Source organism: Klebsiella ornithinolytica NBRC 105727 = ATCC 31898 (genome assembly GCF_001598295.1).
Taxonomy (GTDB): Bacteria; Pseudomonadota; Gammaproteobacteria; order Enterobacterales; family Enterobacteriaceae; genus Klebsiella; species Klebsiella ornithinolytica.
In genome coordinates this window covers 104,186-128,496 of sequence record NZ_BCYR01000004.1, presented here as the reverse complement: position 1 = coordinate 128,496, position 24,311 = coordinate 104,186, and the positions used below count along the sequence as shown (strand labels likewise).

General features: G+C 55.9%; 26 protein-coding genes and 1 pseudogene. 21 read left to right on the top strand and 6 right to left on the bottom strand.

Annotated elements, in window-relative coordinates:
• Positions 1-218: 218 nt before the first annotated feature.
• Positions 219-665 (bottom strand): annotated as a pseudogene (locus ROR01S_RS26050) (transposase); the annotation flags it as partial.
• Positions 666-1,146: 481 nt separating this feature from the next.
• Entirely contained in the window at positions 1,147-1,938 is a 792-nt protein-coding gene (locus ROR01S_RS10450) for a DsbA family protein (protein ID WP_064359446.1), read from the bottom strand.
• A 234-nt stretch (positions 1,939-2,172) separates the two neighbouring features.
• On the opposite strand from ROR01S_RS10450, the gene ROR01S_RS10445 reads away from it, so the two are divergent.
• The 3 genes from ROR01S_RS10445 (at position 2,173) to cbpM (ending at position 4,215) form a co-directional block, all read left to right on the top strand.
• On the top strand, positions 2,173-2,856 hold the full coding sequence (locus tag ROR01S_RS10445; protein WP_004856611.1) for a TerC family protein: 684 nt from the start codon (positions 2,173-2,175) through the stop codon (positions 2,854-2,856).
• 136 nt (positions 2,857-2,992) lie between these two features.
• Positions 2,993-3,910, top strand: coding sequence for a curved DNA-binding protein (gene cbpA / locus ROR01S_RS10440; protein ID WP_004856609.1), 918 nt, complete (start codon positions 2,993-2,995; stop codon positions 3,908-3,910).
• Entirely contained in the window at positions 3,910-4,215 is a 306-nt protein-coding gene (gene cbpM / locus ROR01S_RS10435; RefSeq protein ID WP_004856606.1) for a chaperone modulator CbpM, read from the top strand. The genes cbpA and cbpM overlap by 1 nt, the downstream gene beginning before the upstream one ends.
• Positions 4,216-4,374: 159 nt before the next feature.
• On the opposite strand, the gene ROR01S_RS10430 is transcribed toward cbpM, so the two are convergent.
• Positions 4,375-5,721, bottom strand: coding sequence for an alpha-glucosidase/alpha-galactosidase (locus ROR01S_RS10430; RefSeq protein WP_064359445.1), 1,347 nt, complete (start codon positions 5,719-5,721; stop codon positions 4,375-4,377).
• 241 nt (positions 5,722-5,962) lie between these two features.
• Between ROR01S_RS10430 and melR the strand changes: the two genes are divergently transcribed.
• Entirely contained in the window at positions 5,963-6,910 is a 948-nt protein-coding gene (gene melR, locus ROR01S_RS10425; protein ID WP_064359444.1) for a transcriptional regulator MelR, read from the top strand.
• 17 nt (positions 6,911-6,927) lie between these two features.
• Here the strand turns inward: melR and proP are convergent, their stop codons facing one another.
• On the bottom strand, positions 6,928-8,430 hold the full coding sequence (proP, locus tag ROR01S_RS10420) for a glycine betaine/L-proline transporter ProP (RefSeq protein ID WP_004856599.1): 1,503 nt from the start codon (positions 8,428-8,430) through the stop codon (positions 6,928-6,930).
• Between the two features lie 540 nt (positions 8,431-8,970).
• Here proP and ROR01S_RS10415 point away from each other — a divergent pair.
• From ROR01S_RS10415 to phnP, 13 genes are all read left to right on the top strand, one after another.
• The gene (locus ROR01S_RS10415; RefSeq protein ID WP_004856597.1) at positions 8,971-9,306 is read left to right on the top strand and encodes a zinc ribbon domain-containing protein YjdM; all 336 of its coding nucleotides are present in this window, start codon (positions 8,971-8,973) and stop codon (positions 9,304-9,306) included.
• Positions 9,307-9,501: 195 nt separating this feature from the next.
• Positions 9,502-9,936 (top strand): VOC family metalloprotein YjdN, encoded by a 435-nt coding sequence (gene yjdN, locus ROR01S_RS10410; RefSeq protein WP_004856595.1) that lies wholly within the window; start codon positions 9,502-9,504, stop codon positions 9,934-9,936.
• A 161-nt stretch (positions 9,937-10,097) separates the two neighbouring features.
• Complete coding sequence (phnF, locus tag ROR01S_RS10405; RefSeq protein ID WP_032718558.1) at positions 10,098-10,823, top strand: phosphonate metabolism transcriptional regulator PhnF; 726 nt, start codon at positions 10,098-10,100, stop codon at positions 10,821-10,823.
• A complete protein-coding gene (phnG, locus tag ROR01S_RS10400; protein ID WP_064359443.1) occupies positions 10,824-11,276 on the top strand; it encodes a phosphonate C-P lyase system protein PhnG in 453 nt (150 codons plus the stop codon). It begins immediately after the preceding gene.
• A complete protein-coding gene (gene phnH, locus ROR01S_RS10395) occupies positions 11,273-11,857 on the top strand; it encodes a phosphonate C-P lyase system protein PhnH (protein ID WP_004856589.1) in 585 nt (194 codons plus the stop codon). The genes phnG and phnH overlap by 4 nt, the downstream gene beginning before the upstream one ends.
• Positions 11,857-12,921, top strand: coding sequence for a carbon-phosphorus lyase complex subunit (locus ROR01S_RS10390; protein WP_064357654.1), 1,065 nt, complete (start codon positions 11,857-11,859; stop codon positions 12,919-12,921). Before phnH ends, ROR01S_RS10390 begins: the two co-directional genes overlap by 1 nt.
• On the top strand, positions 12,914-13,762 hold the full coding sequence (locus ROR01S_RS10385; RefSeq protein WP_004856584.1) for an alpha-D-ribose 1-methylphosphonate 5-phosphate C-P-lyase PhnJ: 849 nt from the start codon (positions 12,914-12,916) through the stop codon (positions 13,760-13,762). The genes ROR01S_RS10390 and ROR01S_RS10385 overlap by 8 nt, the downstream gene beginning before the upstream one ends.
• Complete coding sequence (phnK, locus tag ROR01S_RS10380) at positions 13,759-14,517, top strand: phosphonate C-P lyase system protein PhnK (RefSeq protein ID WP_004856583.1); 759 nt, start codon at positions 13,759-13,761, stop codon at positions 14,515-14,517. The genes ROR01S_RS10385 and phnK overlap by 4 nt, the downstream gene beginning before the upstream one ends.
• 469 nt (positions 14,518-14,986) lie before the next feature.
• On the top strand, positions 14,987-15,667 hold the full coding sequence (gene phnL / locus ROR01S_RS10375; protein WP_004856582.1) for a phosphonate C-P lyase system protein PhnL: 681 nt from the start codon (positions 14,987-14,989) through the stop codon (positions 15,665-15,667).
• On the top strand, positions 15,664-16,800 hold the full coding sequence (gene phnM, locus ROR01S_RS10370) for an alpha-D-ribose 1-methylphosphonate 5-triphosphate diphosphatase (protein WP_064359442.1): 1,137 nt from the start codon (positions 15,664-15,666) through the stop codon (positions 16,798-16,800). The genes phnL and phnM overlap by 4 nt, the downstream gene beginning before the upstream one ends.
• Positions 16,800-17,369 carry a ribose 1,5-bisphosphokinase gene (gene phnN / locus ROR01S_RS10365; RefSeq protein ID WP_004856577.1) on the top strand — a complete coding sequence of 190 codons (570 nt, stop codon included), beginning with the start codon at positions 16,800-16,802 and terminating at the stop codon, positions 17,367-17,369. The genes phnM and phnN overlap by 1 nt, the downstream gene beginning before the upstream one ends.
• Entirely contained in the window at positions 17,356-17,790 is a 435-nt protein-coding gene (phnO, locus tag ROR01S_RS10360; RefSeq protein WP_004856576.1) for an aminoalkylphosphonate N-acetyltransferase, read from the top strand. Before phnN ends, phnO begins: the two co-directional genes overlap by 14 nt.
• Before the next feature lie 9 nt (positions 17,791-17,799).
• The gene (phnP, locus tag ROR01S_RS10355; RefSeq protein WP_004856574.1) at positions 17,800-18,558 is read left to right on the top strand and encodes a phosphonate metabolism protein PhnP; all 759 of its coding nucleotides are present in this window, start codon (positions 17,800-17,802) and stop codon (positions 18,556-18,558) included.
• 70 nt (positions 18,559-18,628) lie between these two features.
• Here phnP and yjdP read toward each other — a convergent pair whose 3' ends face one another.
• Positions 18,629-18,967: a DDRRRQL repeat protein YjdP gene (gene yjdP, locus ROR01S_RS10350; protein WP_048025186.1), complete on the bottom strand. Its 339-nt coding sequence runs from the start codon at positions 18,965-18,967 to the stop codon at positions 18,629-18,631.
• Between the two features lie 69 nt (positions 18,968-19,036).
• On the bottom strand, positions 19,037-19,486 hold the full coding sequence (gene rpiB / locus ROR01S_RS10345) for a bifunctional allose-6-phosphate isomerase/ribose-5-phosphate isomerase RpiB (RefSeq protein ID WP_064359441.1): 450 nt from the start codon (positions 19,484-19,486) through the stop codon (positions 19,037-19,039).
• 361 nt (positions 19,487-19,847) lie between these two features.
• On the opposite strand from rpiB, the gene ROR01S_RS10340 reads away from it, so the two are divergent.
• The 4 genes from ROR01S_RS10340 (at position 19,848) to alsC (ending at position 24,302) form a co-directional block, all read left to right on the top strand.
• The gene (locus ROR01S_RS10340) at positions 19,848-20,735 is read left to right on the top strand and encodes a MurR/RpiR family transcriptional regulator (protein ID WP_004856567.1); all 888 of its coding nucleotides are present in this window, start codon (positions 19,848-19,850) and stop codon (positions 20,733-20,735) included.
• 65 nt (positions 20,736-20,800) lie between these two features.
• On the top strand, positions 20,801-21,736 hold the full coding sequence (gene alsB / locus ROR01S_RS10335; RefSeq protein ID WP_004856564.1) for a D-allose transporter substrate-binding protein: 936 nt from the start codon (positions 20,801-20,803) through the stop codon (positions 21,734-21,736).
• Positions 21,737-21,810: 74 nt separating this feature from the next.
• Positions 21,811-23,343: a D-allose ABC transporter ATP-binding protein AlsA gene (gene alsA / locus ROR01S_RS10330; protein WP_064359440.1), complete on the top strand. Its 1,533-nt coding sequence runs from the start codon at positions 21,811-21,813 to the stop codon at positions 23,341-23,343.
• Positions 23,322-24,302, top strand: coding sequence for a D-allose ABC transporter permease (gene alsC, locus ROR01S_RS10325; protein ID WP_064359439.1), 981 nt, complete (start codon positions 23,322-23,324; stop codon positions 24,300-24,302). The genes alsA and alsC overlap by 22 nt, the downstream gene beginning before the upstream one ends.
• Positions 24,303-24,311: the final 9 nt, after the last annotated feature.

The following is a 24,311-nucleotide window of genomic DNA, read 5'->3' as shown; positions in this document are numbered from 1 at the left end:
CTTACAAAAACAAAGGATATCATTAACATGCTGATATATATAAAAATTATTAAAAATGGTGATGTTAATCACAAAAAAATAGGGAAAAATATACTCTTTCCCTGAAACTTAACGCATCAACGGTATCAACACACTGAGCTTGTGTGTCTGGACTGCCCCCACCCCAGTAGACGATCCTGCCCTATAGTTTGAGCATAGCAACTGTCTTTCGAGCGCGACTACGAAGCATGCTGGTGATACATCGGATCCCATGCTTCATTCTTTTTCAGCATTGCGTTCAGGATGGTCAGCAATTTTCTGATGCAGGCCGTCAGTGCAACTTTTTTGGGCTTTCCTGCGGCAACCAGGCGTGTATAGAACTCTTTTATTACCGGGTTGTGCCTCGTCCCAACCAGAGCTGACATACAGAGAGCTGTACGGACGGAAGCTCGCCCTCCGAATACTGTTCAGCGACCGCGCATCGTGCCGGAATCCCTGTTTACTGGAGCAACCCCAATAAGAGCGCTAATTTCACGTCGAGAGAGCGAACCAGGCTCAGGAACTTCAGCCAGCAATACAGCAACAGTCGCAGCCCCAACACCTTTAACTGCACTCAGTAGATCAGATAACTCACTGAAATGGTCCTTGATGTGAATCGCCATTTCACCTTCAATGCGAGCCAGCTCACCCAATTATTTTCCAAGGACCTTCATTTTCTCAGAGAAAAAGTCCTCGAAAGGAATATATCGAAATTCTGTCTTGTCAGGATTTCATGTCGAATGCTATCAGTAACGAAGCTAGTTTTGATTTTGAGTTCTCGACAATGTTGAAAACCCAGATGAAAAACTGAAAATTTCCAGCTCATCAGGGGATGCTTCAACGCTTAAATCTCTAACATTTTCTCTCTAAATCTGACACGGACTTTGAAAATCCCCGTGTCCTTGGTTCGATTATTCGCGGCATGCCGCTCACCCCTTCGGGGCCAGCGCGACAAGCGCGCTGTTCAACGCCTGCGGCGCTAGTCCGGGTCCGGGCACCACTTATTTAAAGAAACCAGCCTGAGGGCTGGTTTTTTGCTTTCTGCAATACGGACTCTTCGTGACGCCTTACAGCGAAAGCGTGATGTGAAGAACTCACCGCCAGGTGGGCTCTTGCGGCTCTGAATCCTCAGTTACCGCCGGCCTTCTTAATCGCCGCATCCAGCGAATCTTTATCAGCCAGTCCCGGGAAGACGGTGATCGTGGCTTCGGTCGCGCCGGTGGTCGGCATCACGATCACGCCCGGCGTTCCGCTTAAGCCAATCTCCTGCGCCAGCTGGTTGGTGCTCTCGAGGACAGCTTCAACATCCGGCGCTTTCTTCGCGTCGAAATTCACCTTCTTCGCCTGCTGCTGTACATCCGCGGCCGTCAGCTTCCCTTCGTTATGCCCGGTGGCATAAATCCCGTTATGGTAGGTCAGGTAAGCTTCTGCGCCCTTCTGCTGGTAAATTTGCAGGCCGGTCTTCGCCGCCGTCAGCGAGCTTTCCCAACGGCTGCCGAAAATAGGCCACTCTTTAAATGCAAACCGGGTCTGCGGATTTTCTTTAATCACCTGCTCCATCACCGGTGCCAGACGGCTACAGTAAATGCACTGATAATCAAAGAATTCGATCACGGTTACCTTGCCATTCGCCGGTCCGTAGGTCGGGGTATTTTTATCCTGGGTCAGCGCAGCCTGGTTTTTAATCACGGCCTGAGTTGCCGCGCTCGCCTGCTGTTCCTGCTGAATCTGCTGAAGCTTCTGGCTCGCCTGCAGCAGCACCTCCGGATGCGCGACTAAGTAATCCGCGGCAATCTTGCCAATGCGGGCTTCCTGCTCCGGGGTAAAGGTTGCTGCGGGCGCCGGCGCGGCAATGGCCAAAGCCGGAAGAAGCGTGGTGCCCAGCAACGCGCCAGTCAATATTTTTTTCATACCAGCCATGAGGATAATCCTTGCGATGAGTAAACGGCAGGTGGATCTGACAAAACAAAGTACCATCCTTTTGCGGTGAATCATCCCGACACGATGCATTGATTCGTAACTATATTTTTCAATATCGCGCACGGGCAACTCCCGCGCTCTTTTTCCGGGCGGTGGTCAATGCGCCAGAACAGAGGTACGCTTGCTGCGGTTTTTCCCTTGGGGATACATTTTTTAAAATGATATGAGTCAGGCATGAACGCGCTATTTAATCAGTGGGATGTTGTTGTTATTTTGCTACAAATCATCGCAATCGATCTGCTGCTGGGCGGCGATAATGCGGTGGTGATCGCCATGGCGTGCCGCAAGCTGCCGCCCGAACAGCGTACAAAAGCGATTGTTATTGGCACCTTCGGCGCCATTCTGGCCCGCGTTCTGCTGCTGGCCATTGCCGTCTACCTGCTCTCTCTGCCGTGGCTAAAAATTGTCGGGGCGCTCCTGCTGCTGTGGATCGGTATCAAGCTGGTTGCCCATCAGGATGAAGATGAAGAGATCGGCAGCTCAGGCAGCCTGTGGCGGACCGCCGTCACCATCACGGTGGCCGATGTTATTATGTCGATGGATAACGTGCTGGCGGTCGCCGCCGCCGGGAAAGGTCACCTGCTGCTGGTCGCGCTGGGCGTATTGATCAGCATTCCGATTATCGTGGCAGGCAGTAAACTGGTGCTGGCTATCCTTAACCGCTTCCCGGTTGTTATCCTGCTGGGAGGTGCCCTTATCGGCTGGATAGCCGGCTCGATGTGGGTTACGGACCCCACCATCGTACGCCTGTTTCCCCAGGCACCCGATGCGCTACCGCTTATCGCCGGCGCTCTCGGCGCGGCGCTGGTGCTGCTGGAAGGACTTCGTCGCAACGGCCGGGCACGCCCGGCCAGCTGAACGCCCGCCGCTGACAGACGCCGTCAATCCCGACGGCGTCAAGTTTCCGCCAGATTCCTTCCCCACCTGCACTCATTTGCCCTAAGCTTATGACTGAAAGTCGTGACCACTGCAGTAAGTCAAATGAGATAACGCCATGGAATTAAAGGATTATTATGCCATTCTAGGGGTTAAGCCAACAGACGATCTAAAAACAATTAAGACCGCCTACCGCCGCCTGGCTCGTAAATATCACCCCGATGTCAGCAAAGAAACTGATGCCGAAGCGCAATTTAAAGATCTCGCCGAAGCCTGGGAAGTCCTGAAAGATGAACAGCGCCGCGCAGAGTATGACCAGCTCTGGCAGCACCGCAACGACCCGCAATTTGGCCGTCAACAGCACTCCCGTGAACAAAGCTACAGCCAGCAGGATTTTGACGACATCTTCTCGTCGATGTTTGGCCAGCAGGCGCACCAGTCCCGCCGCCAGCATGCCGCACGCGGCCATGATTTAGAAATTGAAGTCGCGGTGTTCCTTGAGGAGACGCTGGCCGAGCAGACGCGCACCATCAGCTACAAACTGCCGGTCTATAACGTCTTCGGAATGGTCGAAAGCGAAACGCCGAAGACCCTGAATGTGAAAATCCCCGCCGGCGTCAGCGACGGGCAGCGTATTCGCCTGAAAGGCCAGGGAACGCCGGGAGAAAACGGCGGGCCGAATGGCGACCTGTGGCTGGTTATCCACATCGCTCCGCATCCGCTGTTCGATATTGTGGGCCATAACCTGGAAATCGTTCTGCCGCTCGCACCGTGGGAAGCGGCGCTTGGCGCCAAAGTGACCATCCCGACGCTCAAAGAGAGCATCCTGCTGACCATCCCGCCGGGTAGCCAGGCGGGACAGCGTTTACGAATTAAAGGGAAAGGGCTGGCCAGCAAAACGGCCACCGGCGATTTATATGCCGTGATTAAAATCGTCATGCCGCCCAAACCGAATGAGAAAGCCAGCGCGCTCTGGCAACAGCTGGCCGATGCAGAGGCCGGCTTCGAGCCGCGTCAAGCATGGGGGAAAGCATAATGGCTAAAATGGCAGTGACTTTTACGATAACGGAGTTTTGTCTGCATACCGGCGTTTCTGAAGAAGATCTGCGGGAGATCGTCGGCCTGGGCGTGATTGAGCCACGTCAGCCGCAGACGGAGGTCTGGTTGTTCGATGATAGCGCGGTAATGATTGTCCACCGTGCGATGCGTCTGCGTCGGGAGCTGGAGCTGGACTGGCCGGGTATCGCGGTGGCATTAACGCTGCTGGATGAGAATGCGCGGCTGACCCGCGAAAACCGGCTGCTGCAGCAGCAGCTCGCCCGCTTTCTGGCGCACAGTTAAGCCTGTAGCACAGCAGGCTCTTCTGCCATGGCCCGCCTGCGCGGGCCGGCAAGGTCGATACAAGACGCGACATTCTTTGATGACATAGAGCCTGTCGGCCGGGCAAGGCGCTAGCCGCTGCCCGGCTGAAATGCAGCACCCTGCCGCATACAGAACCGACTAACGATGTACCCACTCCGGTAGCCAGTCGCCATGGCTGGCAATCAAATCGTCCACCAGCGCATAAATCTCTTCGATGCCCAGCGCCGCGGACGTATGCGGATCCATCATCGTGGCATAATAGATGTAGTCCCGGTTCTCGGTAAGAATGGCCTCGGTCAGCAGAGTCTGGACGTTAATGTTGGTCTGCATCAGCGCCGCCAGGTGCGCAGGCAGCTTCCCGACTTTGGTGGGCTGAATACCGTTCGCATCCACCAGACAGGCCACTTCCACGCAGCACCCTTGCGGCAGGTTGTCGATGAGCCCTTCGTTGCGCACGTTACCGTACACGACGCTCGGCTCACCGGTCCAGATGGCGTTCATAATAGTGCTGGCATACTCGCGGGAGGGTTTAATCTCAATCCGCTCGCGGGTTTTATACTGTTCCAGCTCTTTGTGCCAGTTGGCCACCTGCTCCACGCAGCGTTTGGGATATTCATCCAGCGGCACCTGATAGCGTTCAATCAGATCTTCGCGCCCCGGCTTGATAAACCACGGCGTATATTCCGCGAAGTGCTCTGACGACTCCGTCACGAAGTAACCCAGCTTTTTGAACATCTCATAGCGAACAATATTCTGGCAGCGCGAGTTCTCCCGATGCTTCGGCGCCCGTCCCTCGGCAAAGGCCTGCAGCATATCCGGATAAATGTTGACGTAGCTGCCGTCTGCGCGTTTTTTCTCCAGCGACAGATAGAACGCCATATGGTTGATGCCCGCGCAGCGATAGCGTAAATCCGCCGGGTCGAGATCGAGATCGTGCGCCAGCTCTTCCGCCGTTCCCTGCACCGAATGGCACAACCCAACCTGTTTAATATGCGGATAGCGCGCATACATCGCCCAGGTATTCATCGCCATCGGATTAACATAGTTCAGCATGGTCGCCTGCGGGCACACCTCCATCATGTCCTCGCAAATGCGCCACAGGTGCGGAATGGTGCGTAATGCGCGCATGATTCCGCCCGGGCCGAGCGTATCGGCAATGGTTTGTTCCAGGCCATGCAGCTTACAGACTTCAAAATCGGTGACGGTACAGGGCTGATAGCCGCCAATCTGAAAAGCCACCACCACAAAATCCGCATCCTTCAGCGCAGTTCTCTGCTCGCGATGGCAGCTAATTTCACCGTCGGCGCCGACGGAATCCATCAGCTTACGCACCACAATATGCGACTCTTCCAGGCGGGTCGCATCGATATCCATCAGCGCAACGTGCGCCGATTTCAACGCCGGGCGCTGAAAAACGTCACCGAGAATATTTTTGACGAAAACCGTTGAGCCAGCGCCGATAAACGTAATTTTTGGGGCAGACATAGTGCTCTCTCCATCAGGTCATTGAACCCCTGCAGAGTGGCATGTCCGCGCCGCCTCCCGCTGCCCTCTTCCCGACAGAGCCTTCCCGGAAACTCAGATCGACGGCGGGATAACACGAAATCTGAGTTTATGGGAACGAATCGGCGAAAAAGTAGAGAAAACGGGCCGTTTATTCCGCTAAGATAACGGCATACCGGTGCAAAAAACCAGCACGTGTGATGATTCAGGAACCCACGCCGTCATGGAACCAAACCGCCCGCCTTCACGCCACGACCCGCATATGAGCAGCAGCGATGAGAAACAGCCCCGCAGCCCGCTGGCGCTCTATTCCGAATATCAGCGGATGGATATTGAGCTGCGCCCGCCCCACGCGATGGCCACCAGCCACTGGCACGGCCAGGTGGAGGTCAACGTGCCGTTCGACGGCGATGTGGAGTATCTGATTAACAATGAAACGGTGCTCATTAAACAGGGCTATATCAGCCTGTTCTGGGCCTGTACGCCGCACCAGCTGACTCGCCCCGGCAATTGCCGGCAAATGGCTATCTTTAATCTGCCGATGCATCTGTTTTTATCCTGGCCGCTGGATCGCGAACTGATCAATAACGTTACCCACGGGATGGTGATTAAATCGCTCTCCGCCCAGCAGCTCAGCGTCTTTGAAGTCCAGCGCTGGCAGCAGGAGCTCAACCACGACAACGAACAGATTCGCCAGCTGGCGATCGATGAAATCGCGCTGATGCTTAAGCGCTTTAGCCTTTCCGGCTGGCAGCCGATCCTGGTGAATAAAACCTCACGCACCCACAAACACAGCGTCTCACGGCATGCGCAGTTTTACGTCAGCCAGATGCTTGAATTTATCGCCGCCCACTACGATCGGGCGCTGACCGTCGATGCTGTCGCCGAGCATGTCAAACTGAACCCCAACTATGCCATGGGCATTTTCCAGCGGGTGATGCAGCAAACCATGAAGCAGTACATTACCGCGATGCGCATCAACCACGTGCGCGCCCTGCTCAGCGACACCGATAAGACGATCCTCGACATTGCCCTGACCGCCGGTTTTCGCTCCAGTAGCCGCTTCTACAGTACCTTTAGCAAGTACGTTGGTATGCCGCCGCAGCAGTATCGTAAGCTCAGCCAGCAGCGCCGGCAGGGCCTGCCGCCGGGGAAGCCCACGGCGGCATGATTTAACGCAAGAACCGATTATTCGTTAATACGCGGGTGCTGCTGCACCAGTCGGGAGCGTTTTTCCTGCAAATCGGCAATCTCCTGATCGAGATCTTCGATTTTGTGTTCGATGTTATCGTAGTGCTCGCCGAGAATTTCTTTCGCTTCCTGGATATCCGAAGCCGCAGGCGTCGCCCCTTTCAGCGGGCGGTTTGCCGTCTCTTTCATCGTCAGACCGGTCATCAGCCCGATAACCGCAATCACCATCAGATAGTAAGCCGGCATCATCAGGTTCTGCGAGGTTTCCACCAGCCAGGCCGCCAGAGTCGGCGTCAGACCGGCAATCAGCACCGAAATATTAAAGGCGCTGGCCAGGGCGCTAAAACGAATATGGGTCGGGAACATCGCCGGCAGGGAGGACGCCATCACCCCGATGAAGCAGTTGAGCACCACCGCCAGCAGCAGCAGACCCGCGAAAATCAGGCCAATAATGTTGCTGTTAATCATGATAAAGGCCGGAATCGACAGGGTAAACAGCGCCACGCTACCGATCAGAATAAACGGACGACGGCCGAAGCGGTCGCTGAGCATGCCGATAATCGGCTGGACGAACAGCATACCAACCATGATCGCAATAATAATCAGCACCCCGTGATCTTCCGAGTAGTGCAGGTTATGCGACAGGTAGCTCGGCATGTAGGTGAGCAGCATGTAGTAGGTCACGTTGGTAGAAATCACCAGACCGATACAGGTCAGCAGGCTGCGCCAGTGTTTGGTCGCAATCTCTCTGAACGATACCTTCGGCCCTTCCTGCAGCCCTTCGCGATCGCCCTGCTCAAGGGTATCAACGTGCTGCTGGAACGCCGGAGTCTCTTCCAGCGCATGACGAAGATAGAGACCAATCAGCCCTAACGGCAGAGCCAGGAAGAACGGTAAACGCCATCCCCAGCTGAGGAAGTTCTCTTCACCCACCACGCTAGAAATAAGCACCACCACGCCGGCGCCCAGGACAAAGCCGGCTATCGAACCAAAGTCCAGCCAGCTGCCCATAAAGCCGCGCTTGCGGTCGGGAGAGTATTCAGCGACAAAGATGGATGCACCGGTATACTCGCCGCCCACCGAGAAGCCCTGCGCCATTTTACACAGCAGCAGCAGAATCGGCGCCCAGATACCAATCGAGGCGTAAGACGGAATCAGACCGATACAGAAGGTACTGATCGACATGATGACAATCGTGATGGCCAGTATCTTTTGCCGACCATATTTATCGCCCAGCATGCCGAAGAACAGGCCGCCTAGCGGACGGATTAAGAACGGAACGGAGAAGGTCCCTAACGCGGCAATCATCTGCACGCTGGGATCGGCATCGGGGAAGAAGACTTTACCTAAGGCATACGCCACAAAACCATACACACCAAAATCGAACCACTCCATCGCATTACCCAGCGATGCTGCGGTAATCGCTTTCTTCAGTTTGCTATCATCAATGATGGTCACATCCCGAAGCGTGATGGGTTTTACTTTTTTCCTTTTAAGCATAATTATCCTCTTTTGCTCTCGCCTTGAGCGCACGAATCTCCGCCGAATGACAAAGTCATTCGCGTCATGCGTTGGGAGCGGCGAATTGCTGTGCTCCACATTTCAAGCGTAGCAGGTTTGCCTGCACTGTCTGCTGACAGTCCGTACAACCGAACCTGTTGACGCCTGCTCTGGCCATAATGAATATGCGGTGCCGCTAAATAAGTGTAGTGAATTTGCGATCTCGCCTTTTTACCCTAACAGCGTTTAAATTTGGGATCAACTTCACAAAAATTTACCTACCCTTAAACAGAGTCGGCTAAAACCAATAAGTTCAATGAATATTGGAACTTAGCAATACATTTCCGGAAATATCTGGCGGTTTTGATGGAAATAACCCCGTCGCTCTTCACGTGATATATTCATTTTCTTCCCGGCGGTAACTCATAAAAAAGGCCCGACAAAAGTGCGGGATTGCGCTATAATCACTTACACTTTCGGCTATCAGCCACCATTTAATGGACCAACGTCCTGTTTTACCCTGTAATCACGAGGAACGTCATGCAACTCCCACACTGCCCGAAATGCCAGTCTGAGTACACCTATGAAGATAATGGCATGTTTATCTGCCCGGAATGCGCCCATGAATGGAACAATGCCGAGCCCGCTGACGATAATGACGCCCTGGTGGTAAAAGATGCTAACGGCAATTTACTCGCCGATGGCGACAGCGTGACCGTCATTAAAGATCTGAAGGTAAAAGGCAGCTCTTCAATGCTGAAAATCGGCACCAAAGTGAAGAATATCCGACTGGTGGAAGGCGATCATAACATCGACTGTAAAATTGATGGTTTTGGTCCGATGAAGTTGAAATCTGAGTTCGTCAAAAAGAACTAATTCTATTTCCTCAGCAGCGGAGATTTATTTTCCCGCGCCTGAAACGGCCGCCGGGATAAATGAACGGATATATTTCCGCCGCGCCGCCTGATTATTTCCCGCGTGCCGCAGCATCCAGACCCGGCTCTACCGCCTGGTCTGGATGACTCATCACCTTCTACACTTAATGGGTCTTCGTTACCTGAGGTAATGGTTATGCCCTTAAGTCCTTACATCACCTTTAGCGGCAACTGCGCAGCGGCGATAGCGTTCTATCGACAAACGCTGGGCGCCGAACTTGTCCACCAAATCACCTACGGCGAAATGCCGCAGAATGCCCAGGATGCCCAGGATGGCTGCCCTTCCGGCCAGCATTTATCCGCCGACTGTATTGCTCACGCCAGTCTGCGCGTCGCGGGCAGCGAGCTCATGCTCGGCGACAGCCCGGGCGGCGAGAGCGATCGCTACGCCGGCTTTACGCTGGTACTCGATACGCAGGACCTGGCCGAGGGCAAGCGCTGGTTCGATAGCCTCGCCGACGGCGGGAACATCGAGATGGACTGGCAGGAAACCTTCTGGGCCCACGGCTTTGGCAAAACCATCGACCGCTTTGGCGTCCCGTGGATGGTGAACGTCGTCAAACAAGCTTAACACTTCCCCCTTCGGGCGGGTTCTCCCGCCCTGTCACTCAGCTGGCACCAACTCTTCATCCTCCGGTCATTGTGTGTTAACCGGAATGTAACAAAAACGCGTCAGGATCGGGCCACTCTCAGAGGGAAATCCCTTCTTCTGCTTAGTGAGGCTTGACTGACATGTACTTATCCAGACATCCGACCAGTTATCCGACCCGGTATCAGGAAATTGCCGCCAGACTTGAGCAGGAACTACGCCATCACTATCGCTGCGGCGACTACCTTCCGGCTGAACAACAGCTGGCCACGCGCTTTGAAGTCAACCGCCATACCCTGCGCCGGGCGATCGATCAGCTGGTTGAACGCGGCTGGGTCCAACGCCGTCAGGGGGTTGGCGTGCTGGTGCTGATGCGCCCAATCGACTATCCGCTCAATGCCCAGGCGCGCTTCAGCCAGAATCTGCTCGATCAGGGCAGCCACCCGACCAGCGAAAAGCTGCTGTCGGTACTGCGCCCGGCCAGCAGCCACGTCGCCGAAGCCTTTGGCATTGAGGAAGGCGACAACGTCATTCATCTCCGGACCCTGCGCCGCGTCAACGGCGTCGCGCTGTGCCTGATAGACCACTACTTCACCGACCTGCGCTTCTGGCCGACGCTGCAAACCTTCACCCAGGGGTCACTGCACGATTTCCTGCGCCAACGGCTGGATGTCGAACTGACCCGCGCACGCACCAAAATCAGCGCCCGTCGCGCCCAGGCCAAAGAGAGCAATATTCTTGGGATCCCCAACATGGCGCCGCTGCTGTGCGTGAGAACCCTGAACCACCGCGCGGGCGAACCGCAGGCTACGGAGTACTCCGTCAGCCTGACCCGGGCGGACATGATTGAATTCACCATGGAGCACTGAATGCACTTTGATACCGCAACCCGCCAGCGCTGGATGTCCGTGCTGGCCCACAGTGACCCCGAGGAGCTGCTGGCACGGATGCAGACCCTGCAGCTGGCGCCGGACTATGAACTGATTCGCGCGCCGGAAACCGGCCTGGTACAGATCCAGGCGCGGATGGGCGGGATTGGCGATCGTTTCTTCGCCGGAGACGCGACGTTGACCCGCGCCGCCATTCGCCTGACCGACGGCACCCTCGGCTACAGCTGGATACTGGGCCGCGATCGGCCGCACGCAGAACGCTGCGCAACCATCGACGCGCTGATGCAATCGCCCCACCATTTTCACACCTTAATGGAAGCCCTGATTACCCCGCTGGAAGCACAACGAAGCGCACGCATTGAAGCCCGACGCGCCGAAGTCAACGCCAGCCGGGTGGACTTCTTTACTCTGGTTCGCGGAGATAACGCATGACCTTACAAACCGCTTTTACCCTACCGGTGCAGGATGCCCAGCACAGTTTTCGTCGCCTGCTCAAAGCCATGAGCGAGCCGGGCGTCATTGTCGCACTGCAGCAGCTCCAGCACGGCTGGCAGCCGTTGAATATCGCCTCCACCAGCCTGCTGCTGACCCTGGCGGACCACGAAACGCCGGTCTGGCTCTCATCGGCGCTGCATAACGATCTCGTCGGCCAGAACTTACGTTTTCATACCGGCGCACCGCTGGTGGAACTGCCGCAGCAGGCGGTCTTCGCCGTCACCGATGAACGTATCAGCAGCGAACAGCTTAACGTCCTGTCCGCCGGTACCGTCGCCGCGCCGGAAACCGGCGTCACGCTGATTGTCCAGCTCGCCAGCCTCAGCGGCGGGCGCATGCTGCGCCTGACCGGGGCCGGTATCGCCGAAGAGCGCATGATCGCCCCGCAGCTGCCGGACTGCATCATTGATGAGCTGACCGAACGCCCGCACCCGTTCCCGCTGGGTATTGACCTGATTCTCACCTGCGGCGAGCGCCTGCTGGCTATCCCGCGCACCACCCACGTGGAGGTTTGCTGATGTACGTTGCCGTCAAAGGCGGAGAGCGGGCGATCGAAGCCGCTCACGCCTTACAGGAACATAAACGACGAGGCGATGGACGGCTTCCCGAACTGAGCATTGAACAGATTACCCAACAGCTACACCTGGCGGTCGATCGGGTGATGACCGAAGGCGGCATCGCCGATCGTGAACTGGCGGCGCTGGCGCTCAAACAGGCCAGCGGCGACAACGTCGAAGCCATTTTTCTACTGCGCGCCTACCGCACCACCCTGCAGCGGCTGGCGGTGAGCGAACCTGTCGATACCGCCAGCATGCGCCTGGAGCGCCGTATTTCGGCGGTGTATAAGGATATTCCCGGCGGCCAGATGCTCGGCCCGACCTACGATTACACCCACCGCCTGCTTGATTTCACTCTGCTGGCCAACGGCGAAACGCCGACGCTGAATACCGCCGAACGGCCGCCGGAAGCCACACCGCACGTTTTCAATCTGCTGGTACAGCAGGGGCTGGCGAAAGCGGAACAGGAGTCCCACGCCCGGCCCGACGACATCACCCGCAATCCGCCGGTCTATCCCTGTTCACGCTCGTCACGCCTGCAACAGCTGGTGCGCAGCGATGAAGGCTATCTGCTGGCGCTGGCCTACTCCACGCAGCGCGGCTATGGCCGCAACCACCCTTTTGCCGGCGAGATTCGCAGCGGCTACGTCGCCATTGAGATCGTCCCCGAAGAGCTGGGTTTTGCGGTCAATATCGGCGAACTGCTGATGACTGAATGCGAGATGGTCAACGGTTTCGTGGCGCCGGAAAGCGAACCGCCGCACTTTACGCGCGGCTACGGCCTGGTATTCGGCATGAGCGAGCGCAAAGCGATGGCGATGGCGCTGGTAGACCGTGCGCTCCAGGCGCCGGACTACGGCGAGGAGATAGCCGGGCCGGCGCAGGATGAAGAGTTTGTCCTCGCCCACGCCGATAACGTCGAGGCGGCCGGTTTCGTCTCGCATCTCAAGCTGCCCCACTATGTCGATTTCCAGGCCGAACTGGCGCTGCTGAAACGCCTGCAACGGGAGAACGAACGTGGCTAACCCACTCACTGGCTACAACTTTGCTTATCTTGATGAGCAGACCAAGCGCATGATCCGCCGGGCAATTCTCAAAGCGGTGGCGATTCCCGGCTACCAGGTACCGTTCGGCGGCCGCGAGATGCCGATGCCCTACGGCTGGGGAACCGGCGGTATTCAGCTGACCGCCAGTATCATCGGTGAGCATGATGTGCTGAAGGTGATTGACCAGGGTGCCGATGACACTACCAATGCGGTGTCGATACGGCAGTTTTTTAAGCGCGTCACCGGCGTCGCGACCACCGAGGCGACCTGCGATGCCACGCTGATCCAGACCCGTCACCGGATCCCGGAAACGCCGCTCAGCGAAGATCAGATCCTCATCTTCCAGGTGCCGATCCCGGAGCCGCTGCGCTTTATTGAGCCGCGCGAGACCGAAACCCGCACCATGCATGCGCTGGAAGAGTACGGCGTGATGCAGGTGAAACTGTATGAAGACATTGCCCGCTTCGGTCATATCGCCACCACCTATGCCTACCCGGTAAAAGTGAACGGCCGCTATGTGATGGACCCGTCGCCCATTCCTAAATTCGACAACCCGAAAATGCACATGATGCCCGCGCTACAGCTGTTCGGCGCCGGACGGGAAAAGCGCATTTACGCCGTGCCGCCGTTTACCCCGGTGGAAAGTCTCGATTTCGACGACCACCCCTTTACCGTCCAGGAGTGGGATGAACCCTGCGCCATTTGCGGGTCTCGCCACAGCTACCTTGATGAAGTGGTACTCGATGACAGCGGTAAACGGATGTTTGTCTGCTCCGATACCGACTATTGCCGTCAACAGAGCGAGGCGCTGAACAAATGAGCCATCCGTTACTCGCGGTCAATCATTTGACCCATCTTTATGCGCCGGGCAAAGGCTTCAGCGACGTCTCTTTTGAACTGTGGCCCGGTGAAGTGCTGGGCATCGTGGGTGAGTCCGGATCGGGGAAAACCACCCTGCTGAAAGCCCTCTCGGCGCGCCTGGCGCCGCAGGAAGGTGAAGTGCGGTATGAAAACCGCTCGCTGTATGCGATGAGCGAAGCGGATCGCCGCCGTCTGCTGCGCACCGAATGGGGCGTGGTACATCAGCATCCGATGGATGGTCTGCGCCGTCAGGTGTCGGCGGGCGGCAACATCGGTGAGCGCCTGATGGCCACCGGCGCACGCCACTACGGAAATATTCGCGCGACCGCCGAACAGTGGCTGAACGATGTCGAAATTCCACCGTCGCGTATTGACGATCTGCCCACCACTTTTTCCGGCGGAATGCAGCAGCGTTTGCAAATCGCCCGCAACCTTGTGACCCAGCCGAAGCTGGTATTTATGGACGAGCCGACCGGCGGTCTGGATGTATCGGTGCAGGCGCGTCTGCTCGATCTGCTGCGTGGCCTGGTGGTAGAGCTGAACCTGGCCGTGGTAATTGTCACCCATGACCTGGGGGTGGCGCGCCTGCTGGCTAACCGTCTGCTGGTCATGAAACAGGGTCAGGTGGTGGAAAGTGGCTTAACCGACCGGGTGCTGGACGATCCTCATCACCCGTATACCCAGCTGCTGGTGTCATCGGTATTGCAGAACTGAGGTTGCTGTCGCCGGGTGGCGCTGCGCTTACCCGGCCTACGAACGCAGCACCCACAGGCCGGGTAAGGCCCACGAACGCAGCACCCAAAGGCCGGGTAAGGCCCACGAACACAGTACCCAAAGGCCAGGTAAGGCCCACGAACACAGTACTCAAAGGCCGGGTAAGGCCCACGAACGCAGCACCCGCAGGCCGGGTAAGGCCTACGAACACAGCACCCACAGGCCGGGTAAGGCCTACGAACACAGTACTCAAAGGCCAGGTAAGGCCTACGAACACAGCACCCAAAGGCCGGGTAAGGCCTACGAACACAGCACCCACAGGCCGGGTAAGGCCTACGAACACAGTACTCAAAGGCCAGGTAAGGCCCACGAACGCAGCACCCAAAGGCCGGGTAAGGCCTACGAACACAGCACCCGTAGGCCGGGGTAAGGCGAAGCCGCCACCCGGCACCCAAACCACGAGGCTAAAATGATCCACGTTGAAAATGTCAGTAAGACCTTTGTACTTCACCAGCAAAACGGCGTGCGCCTGCCGGTGCTGCAGAATGCCTCTCTGGAGGTCAGCCATGGCGAATGTGTGGTGCTGCACGGCCATTCCGGTAGCGGCAAATCCACCCTGCTGCGTTCGCTGTATGCCAACTACCAGCCGGACACCGGTCATATCCATATCCGCCACGGCGACGAATGGGTTGACCTGGTCAACGCCTCGCCGCGTAAAGTGCTGGAAGTCCGCAAGCGCACCATCGGCTGGGTCAGCCAGTTTCTGCGCGTCATCCCGCGAATCTCGGCCCTCGAAGTGGTGATGCAACCGCTGCTCGACCTCGGCATTGCGCGCGATACCTGCGCTTCGCAGGCTGCCCGCCTGCTGACGCGCCTGAACGTTCCGCAACGGTTATGGCATCTGGCGCCCTCCACATTTTCCGGCGGGGAACAGCAGCGGGTCAATATCGCCCGCGGTTTCGCGGTGGACTACCCGATTTTACTGCTTGATGAGCCAACCGCCTCGCTGGACGCCACAAACAGCGCCGCCGTAGTGGAACTGATTAACGAAGCCAAAGCGCGCGGCGCGGCTATCGTCGGTATTTTCCATGATGAAACGGTCCGCAATCAGGTCGCCGACCGACTGCACCCGATGGGAATAACAGCATGATTATCAATAATGTAAACCTGGTTCTCGAGGATGAAGTGGTGCACGGGTCGCTGGAAGTGCAGGAAGGCAGAATTTACGCCTTTGCCGAAAGCCAGAGCCAGCTACCGCAGGCGCTCGACGGTGAAGGTGGCTGGCTGCTGCCCGGGCTGATTGAGCTGCATACCGATAATCTGGACAAATTCTTTACTCCGCGCCCGAAAGTCGACTGGCCCGCCCACTCGGCGATGAGCAGCCATGATGCGCTGATGATCGCCAGCGGGATCACCACCGTGCTGGATGCGGTGGCCATTGGCGATGTCCGCGACGGCGGCGACCGGCTGGAGAATCTGGAAAAGATGATCAACGCCATCGAAGAGACGCAAAAGCGCGGCGTTAACCGCGCCGAGCACCGCCTGCATCTGCGCTGCGAGCTGCCGCACCACACCACCCTGCCGCTGTTTGAGAAGCTGGTTGGCCGCGAGCCGGTGAGCATGGTCTCCCTGATGGACCACTCTCCAGGACAGCGCCAGTACGCCGATCGCAGCAAGTACCGCGATTACTATCAGGGAAAATATCATCTGACCAACGAAGAGATGGACCGCTTCGAGGAGGAGCAGATGGCGCTGGCGGCGACCTGGTCGCAGCCGAACCGCGAGACCATCGCCGCCATCTGCCGCGAGCGTAAGATCGCCCTCGCCAGCCACGATGACGCCACCCGTGAACATGTCGTCGAATCACACCAGCTTGGTAGCGTGATCGCCGAATTTCCTACCACCTTAGCCGCCGCAGAGGCCTCGCGTCAGCACGGCATGAACGTGCTGATGGGGGCGCCGAATATCGTGCGCGGCGGTTCGCACTCCGGCAACGTCGCGGCCCACCAGCTGGCGGCCAGCAACCTGCTCGATATTCTGTCGTCAGACTACTATCCCGCCAGCCTGCTCGATGCGGCGTTCCGCATCGCGGACGACCACGACAACGCCTTCTCGCTACCGCAGGCCATTCGTCTGGTCAGTAAAAATCCGGCCCAGGCTCTGGGATTAGTCGACCGCGGCGTGATTGCGGAAGGTAAGCGTGCCGATATGGTGCTGGCGCACCGTCGCGGCGAACATGTCCATATTGACCACGTCTGGCGTCAAGGAAAGAGGGTCTTCTGATGAGCGGAAAATTGATTTGGCTGGTGGGCGCCTCAGGCTCCGGAAAAGATAGCCTGCTGGCGGCCTTACGTCAGCGCGAAAATGCCCGGCTGCTGGTGGCGCATCGCTATATTACGCGCCCGTTCAACGCCGGCAGCGAAAATCATATTGCGCTCAGCAAGCAGGAGTTTTTCAACCGCGCCGAGCGCCAGCTGTTCGCCCTGAGCTGGCATGCCAATAACAATTACTACGGAATTGGCATCGAAATTGACCTGTGGCTGCACGCCGGTTTTGACGTGGTGGCCAATGGCTCTCGCGCCCATCTGCCTCAGGCCCGGGCGCGCTACGCTGACGCCCTGCTGCCCATCTGCCTGCAGGTCACGCCGGAGGTGCTGCGCCAGCGCCTGGAACAGCGCGGGCGAGAGAGCGAAGCGGAGATCGCCCTGCGCCTGGAGCGCGCGGCGCGCTATACCCCCTCCGACTGTCTGACGTTGAACAACAACGGCAGCCTCGGGCAATCCGTCGACCAGTTCCTCACGCTGCTGCGTCGCCACTACGCCCGACAAGAGAATCAACATGCCTACCTGTGAACTCCGGGCCCCGACCCTGGACGATGTCGATGCCGTATATGCATTAATTTGCGAATTAAAGCAGAAAGCGTACGATCGCCACCATTTCACCGCCGGGTTTGCCATGAACCTGCAAAATCCAACCCTGCGCTATCAGCTGGCGCAGGTGGAGGGGGAGACGGTCGGGTTGATTGGGCTACAGTTGCAGTTCCCGCTTAATTTCAACGCCTGGATCGGGGAAGTGCAGGAACTGGTGGTGCTGCCGCAGAGACGCGGCCTGCACGTCGGTCAGGCGCTGCTGGCCTGGGCGGAGCAGGAAGCCCGCGAACACGGTGCACAAATGGTGGAGCTCTCCAGCGGAAAATCCCGTCCCGACGCCCACCGTTTCTATCTCCGTGAAGGGTATACGCAAAGCCATCTGCGTTTTAAAAAAGCGCTGTGAGGAGGAAGTATGGGCCTGACTATTCGCTTAACCGGCACCGGCGGCGCCCAGCTGGTTCCGGTCTTCGGCTGCGACTGCGCAGCCTGTCAGCGTGCGCGCAGCGATGAGGCGCATCGTCGTCGCCCCTGTAGCGCGGTCGTGACCTTCAATGACGCCGTCACACTTCTGGATGCCGGGCTACCCGACCTGATGGACCGGTGGCCCGCCGGCCAGTTTCAGCAGTTTTTACTTACCCACTATCATATGGATCATGTTCAGGGATTATTCCCGCTGCGCTGGGGCGTCGGTGCGCCGATCCCGGTGTTTGGGCCGCCGGATCCTGAAGGCTGCGATGACCTGTTTAAGCACCCCGGCCTGCTGGATTTCAGCCATACCGTTGAACCGTTTGTGGTGTTTAACTTACAGGGATTGCGGGTGACGCCGCTACCGCTGAATCACTCGAAGCTGACGTATGGCTATCTGCTGGAGTCGGCGCACAGCCGGGTAGCCTGGTTGTCGGATACCGCCGGATTACCGGAAAAGACGCTCAAATTCTTACTGAATAACCAGCCGCAGGCGATCGTGATCGACTGCAGCCATGAGCCGCGCCCGCAGCCGCCGCGCAGCCACTGCGATTTGAATACGGTACGCGCTATCAATCAGGTGCTGGCCTGCCCGCGGGTCATTCTGACCCATATCAGCCATCAGTTTGATCTCTGGATGATGGACCATCCGTTGCCGCCGGGGTTTGAGGCCGGCTATGACGGTATGGAGATCGTGCTGGATTAATCTGTAACCCGATTAGGGCTATGTCACTCCGGTGAGCGCCATGTCACCACGACCAGAAACGACGGCGCGGTTAATAATCGTCATCCAGCCGCCGCTGGTCGTTCTCCAGCTGCCGGCGATCCTGATCCAGCTGGCGCTGGCGATCGTCGAGCTGACGGCGACGATCCTCTATCTGTCGCTGCCGATCGTCATACTGCCGCTGGCGATCGGTGCTTTGTTGGCGGCTGCCCTGGTAACGTCCGTCATCATAGCGGTCGTTATCATCATCAGAGCGGCTATTGCCGGGGTTGTAGGCATCACTAATCGCCTGCTGAATATTACCGATTGCGTCGTCAATAATGTCAGCGTGCGCCAGCTGGCTGCTCAGCGACAGCGTGCAGAGGATTAAAGCGGTAAAGTAACGTTTCATAGAGCCAGTCTCTTCAGGGGGCTGGCCCTACGTTAATCAACGGTCGTTGCGGCGAGTAGCGGAGGAATCTCAAATCCGCGGCTGTTCAAGCGCGGTAATCGCATCAATTCGCGTCTGATGACGTCCGCCTTCATAATCGCTCCCCAACCAGGCATCGACAATCATTTTTGCCAGTTCAAGACCTATCACGCGCGCGCCGAAGGCCAGCACATTGGTATTATTATGTTGCCGCGATAGCTGGGCCGAATAGGGTTCACTGCACACCACCGCGCGAATGCCGGGGTATTTATTGGCGGTTATGGAGATCCCGACGCCGGTGCCGCAGATCAGGATCCCGCCCTCAGCTTCACCTGTCAGAATGGCCTGCGCGACAGCGCTGGCATAACGGGGATAATCGGTACGCTCAGGTGACCATGTTCCCTTATCCAGCACCTCGATTCCCCGCTGTCGGAGATGCGCCACAATATCGTTTTTAAGGATAAACCCGACGTGATCACAGCCAATTGCAATCCTTTTCATACTTAACCTCGCCTGTTTTTACTTTACGAACATAGATAGAGTTGTGATTTAAACCGCAAAACCCGGCCAGAAAATCGGCACAAATCCGGCCTGACGTGCCATTTCTACCTCGCTAAAATTCACAAATCAAGCGAGAAAAATAGACGACTCATATTAACTATCGTTTTAAATTTTACAGATAAATCTAAAAAAACCTTGTTTTATAAAGAGTTAATTAAAAATACTCCGACGCAAAACCACCCCTGAACTTTACAAAAAGCAAAACTTTATAAAACTTATAATTTTGTGAAGTTGATTGTATCTTTTCTGTTTTGACTGTGGTGATATAGTGACGTCTTCACTTTATGGACAAGAGAAAGCGATGAGTCAGTCAGAATCCAGTTCGCTCCCCAACGGTATCGGTCTCGCCCCCTGGCTACGCATGAAGCAGGAAGGAATGACCGAAAACGAAAGCCGAATCGTCGAATGGTTGCTTAAACCCGGCAATCTGAGCGACGCTCCCGCCATTAAAGATGTGGCGGAAGCGCTGTCGGTTTCCGAAGCGATGATCGTTAAGGTCTCCAAACTGCTCGGTTTTAGCGGTTTTCGTAACCTGCGTAGCGCCCTGGTGGAGTATTTTTCGCAATCTGAACAGGTCCTTCCGGCAGAGCTCTCCTTTGATGAAGCACCTCAGGACGTGGTGAATAAGGTTTTTAACATTACTCTGCGTACCATTATGGAAGGTCAGTCGATCGTTAATGTCGATGAAATTCATCGCGCGGCACGTTTCTTCGCCCAGGCCAACCAGCGCGATCTGTACGGAGCCGGTGGATCAAATGCCATCTGCGCCGATGTGCAGCATAAGTTTTTACGGATCGGCGTGCGCTGCCAGACATATCCGGATGCGCATATCATGATGATGTCGGCCTCATTGTTGAAAAAAGGCGACGTCGTGCTGGTCGTCACCCATTCCGGGCGCACCAGCGATATTAAATCGGCAGTAGAGCTGGCCAAGAAGAACGGTGCTAAAATTATCTGTATTACCCATAGCTACCATTCACCGATTGCTAAATTAGCTGATTTTATTATTTGCTCGCCAGCACCAGAAACTCCTTTATTAGGGAGGAACGCCTCAGCGCGTATTTTACAACTTACCTTATTAGATGCTTTTTTCGTTTCGGTAGCCCAACAAAATATTGAACAGGCCACTTTAAACATGCAAAAAACCGGCGCCATTGTTGATTTCTTTTCACCAGGAGCGCTGAAGTAAATAATAAACGCCGATCCCACCACGGTGGGATCAATATTACTGTATCCTACACCGAGAATACTGTCATGAATAAATACCTGAAAATTTTCAGCGGCGCGGCTATGGGCGTAATGTTATCTACCAGCGCTTTTGCCGCGGCCGATTACGCGGTGGTATTAAAAACACTATCAAATCCTTTCTGGGTTGATATGAAAAAAGGTATTGAAGATGAGGCCAAAACGCTGGGAGTCAGCGTCGATATTTTTGCCTCGCCTTCGGAAGGGGATTTTCAATCACAGCTGCAGCTATTCGAAGACTTAAGCAATAAGAACTATAAAGGCATCGCTTTCGCGCCTCTCTCGTCGGTCAACCTGGTGATGCCCGTGGCGAAAGCCTGGAAGAAAGGGATTTATCTGGTCAATCTCGATGAAAAAATCGATATGGATAACCTGAAGAAAGCGGGCGGTAACGTTGAAGGTTTCGTCACCACGGACAACGTCGCGGTGGGGGCAAAAGGGGCCGATTTTATTATCGAGAAACTGGGTGCTGAAGGCGGCGACGTTGCCATCATCGAAGGAAAAGCGGGTAACGCGTCAGGCGAAGCCCGTCGTAACGGTGCAACGGAGGCATTCAAAAAAGCCAGTCAGATCAAGCTTGTTGCCAGCCAACCAGCCGACTGGGATCGCATTAAGGCGCTTGATGTTGCCACTAACGTGCTACAGCGGAACCCTAACCTGAAAGCCTTTTACTGCGCGAATGACACAATGGCAATGGGCGTTGCCCAGGCCGTAGCCAACGCCGGCAAAAGCCAGACGGTTCTGGTGGTCGGCACTGACGGTATCCCTGAAGCGCGTAAAATGGTGGAAGCCGGTCAGATGACCGCAACGATTGCGCAAAATCCGGGCAATATCGGCGCGACGGGACTGAAGATGATGGTTGATGCCGAAAAAACCGGCAAGGTGATTCCACTGGATAAAACACCAGAATTCAAACTGGTGGATTCTATTCTGGTCACAAAATAATTTTCCAGCAACGAGTCCGATGCTCTCCCCTTACCCTCCTGATTCAGGAGGGTAAAAATAAGTAAGGAGTTATTATGCTCACGCCATATATTTCAATGGCGGGGATCGGCAAATCCTTTGGCCCGGTTCACGCATTAAAATCGGTCGATTTAACCGCTTACCCGCACGAAATACATGCATTACTCGGGGAAAACGGTGCGGGTAAATCAACGTTAATGAAAGTTTTGTCGGGAATACATGAACCGACCAAAGGTACCATCACGGTTAATAACGTTAATTATGACAAGCTCGACCATAAATTAGCGGCCAGACTCGGCATCGGCATTATTTATCAAGAGCTCAGCGTCATTGATGAATTAACCGTAATGGAAAATTTATATATCGGCCGCCATCTGACGAAAAAAATCTGCGGCGTCAATATTATCGACTGGAAAGAGATGCGCATCAGAGCGGCAATGATGCTGCTACGCATCGGATTAAAGGTCGATTTAGACGAGAAAGTCGCGAATCTGTCGATCAGCCATAAACAGATGCTGGAAATCGCTAAGACACTGATGCTCGACGCCAAAGTGCTGATCATGGATGAACCCACCTCTTCGCTGACCAACAAAGAGGTGGACTACCTGTTCCTGATCATGAACCAGCTGCGTAAAGAGGGAACCGCCATCGTCTATATCTCGCACAAGCTGGCGGAGATACGCCGGATCTGCGACCGCTACACGGTGATGAAGGACGGTAGCAGCGTATGCAGTGGCATGGTCAGCGAGGTCAATAACGACGATATCGTACGTCTGATGGTCGGCCGTGAGTTGCAAAACCGCTTTAACGCGATGAAAGAGAACAGCGGAAATATCGCGCGCGAAACGGTATTCGAAGTAAAAAATGTCACCAGCCGGGATAAGAAAAAGGTCCGCGATATCTCCTTTAGCGTCAATCGCGGTGAAATTCTCGGCTTTGCCGGCCTGGTGGGCTCCGGGCGTACCGAACTGATGGATTGTCTGTTTGGTGTTGATAAGCGGAGCAGCGGCGAAATCATCCTCAACGGTAAAGCCATTACCCCGCGCTCGCCGCTCGATGCCTTAAAGAAAGGAATGGGCTACATCACGGAGAGTCGCCGGGACAACGGTTTCTTCGGCAATTTCTCTATAGCGCAAAATATGGCTGTCAGCCTGAGCCTGAAACACGGCGGCTATAAAGGGGCGATGGGGCTGTTCCATGAAGAGAACGAGCGTAAAACGGCGGAGGCACAGCGCAAATTACTGGCGCTGAAGTGCCATTCTGTCGATCAGAGCATCACCGAACTTTCCGGCGGTAACCAACAAAAGGTCCTGATATCCAAATGGTTATGCTGCAACCCCGACGTCATTATTTTCGATGAACCGACGCGCGGAATCGACGTCGGCGCGAAAGCCGAAATTTATAAAGTGATGCGCCAGTTGGCGGATGACGGAAAAGTCATTCTGATGGTGTCATCCGAGCTTCCTGAAATTATCGCCGTCTGTGACCGCATCGCCGTGTTCTGCGAGGGGCGGCTGACGCAAATTCTGACCAATCGCGACGACATGAGCGAAGAGGAGATTATGGTATGGGCACTGCCGCAAGAGTAAAAGGGGAGTCTGATGGCAAAAAGCCGTTCAACTTCGCACTGTTCTGGGATAAATACGGCACCTTTTTTATCCTCGCGATTATTGTCGCGATCTTCGGCTCGCTGTCGTCGGAATACTTTCTGACGACCAATAATATCACCCAAATATTTGTTCAGAGCTCGGTGACGGTGCTTATCGGAATGGGGGAGTTCTTCGCTATTCTGGTAGCAGGCATCGACCTGTCCGTGGGGTCGATTCTGGCGCTTTCCGGCATGGTGACCGCCAAACTCATGCTGGCAGGCGTCGATCCGTTCCTCGCAGCGCTGATTGGCGGCGTGCTGGTCGGCGGCGCGCTAGGCGCGATTAACGGCTGCCTGGTCAACTGGACCGGCCTGCACCCGTTCATTATTACCCTCGGTACCAACGCGATTTTTCGCGGTATCACCCTGGTTATCTCCGACGCCAACTCGGTCTATGGCTTCTCTTTCGAGTTCGTCAATTTCTTTGCCGCCAGCGTATTGGGGATCCCGGTACCGGTCATCTTCTCGCTTATTGTGGCCGTGATTCTCTGGTTCCTGACCACCCGGATGCGGTTGGGCCGCAATATCTACGCCCTCGGCGGCAATAAAAACTCCGCCTTCTACTCTGGCATCGATGTGAAGTTCCATATGTTGCTGGTGTTCATTATATCCGGCATCTGCGCCGGGCTGGCGGGAGTGGTCTCGACGGCACGTCTCGGCGCCGCGGAGCCTCTGGCCGGAATGGGCTTTGAAACCTACGCCATCGCCAGCGCCATTATCGGCGGTACCAGCTTCTTTGGTGGTAAGGGACGCATTTTTTCAGTGGTGATTGGCGGCCTGATCATCGGCACCATCAACAACGGGCTGAATATTCTCCAGGTACAAACCTACTACCAGCTGGTGGTGATGGGTGGATTAATTATCGCGGCTGTCGCCCTCGATCGTCTTATCAGTAAGTAAGGAATTTAT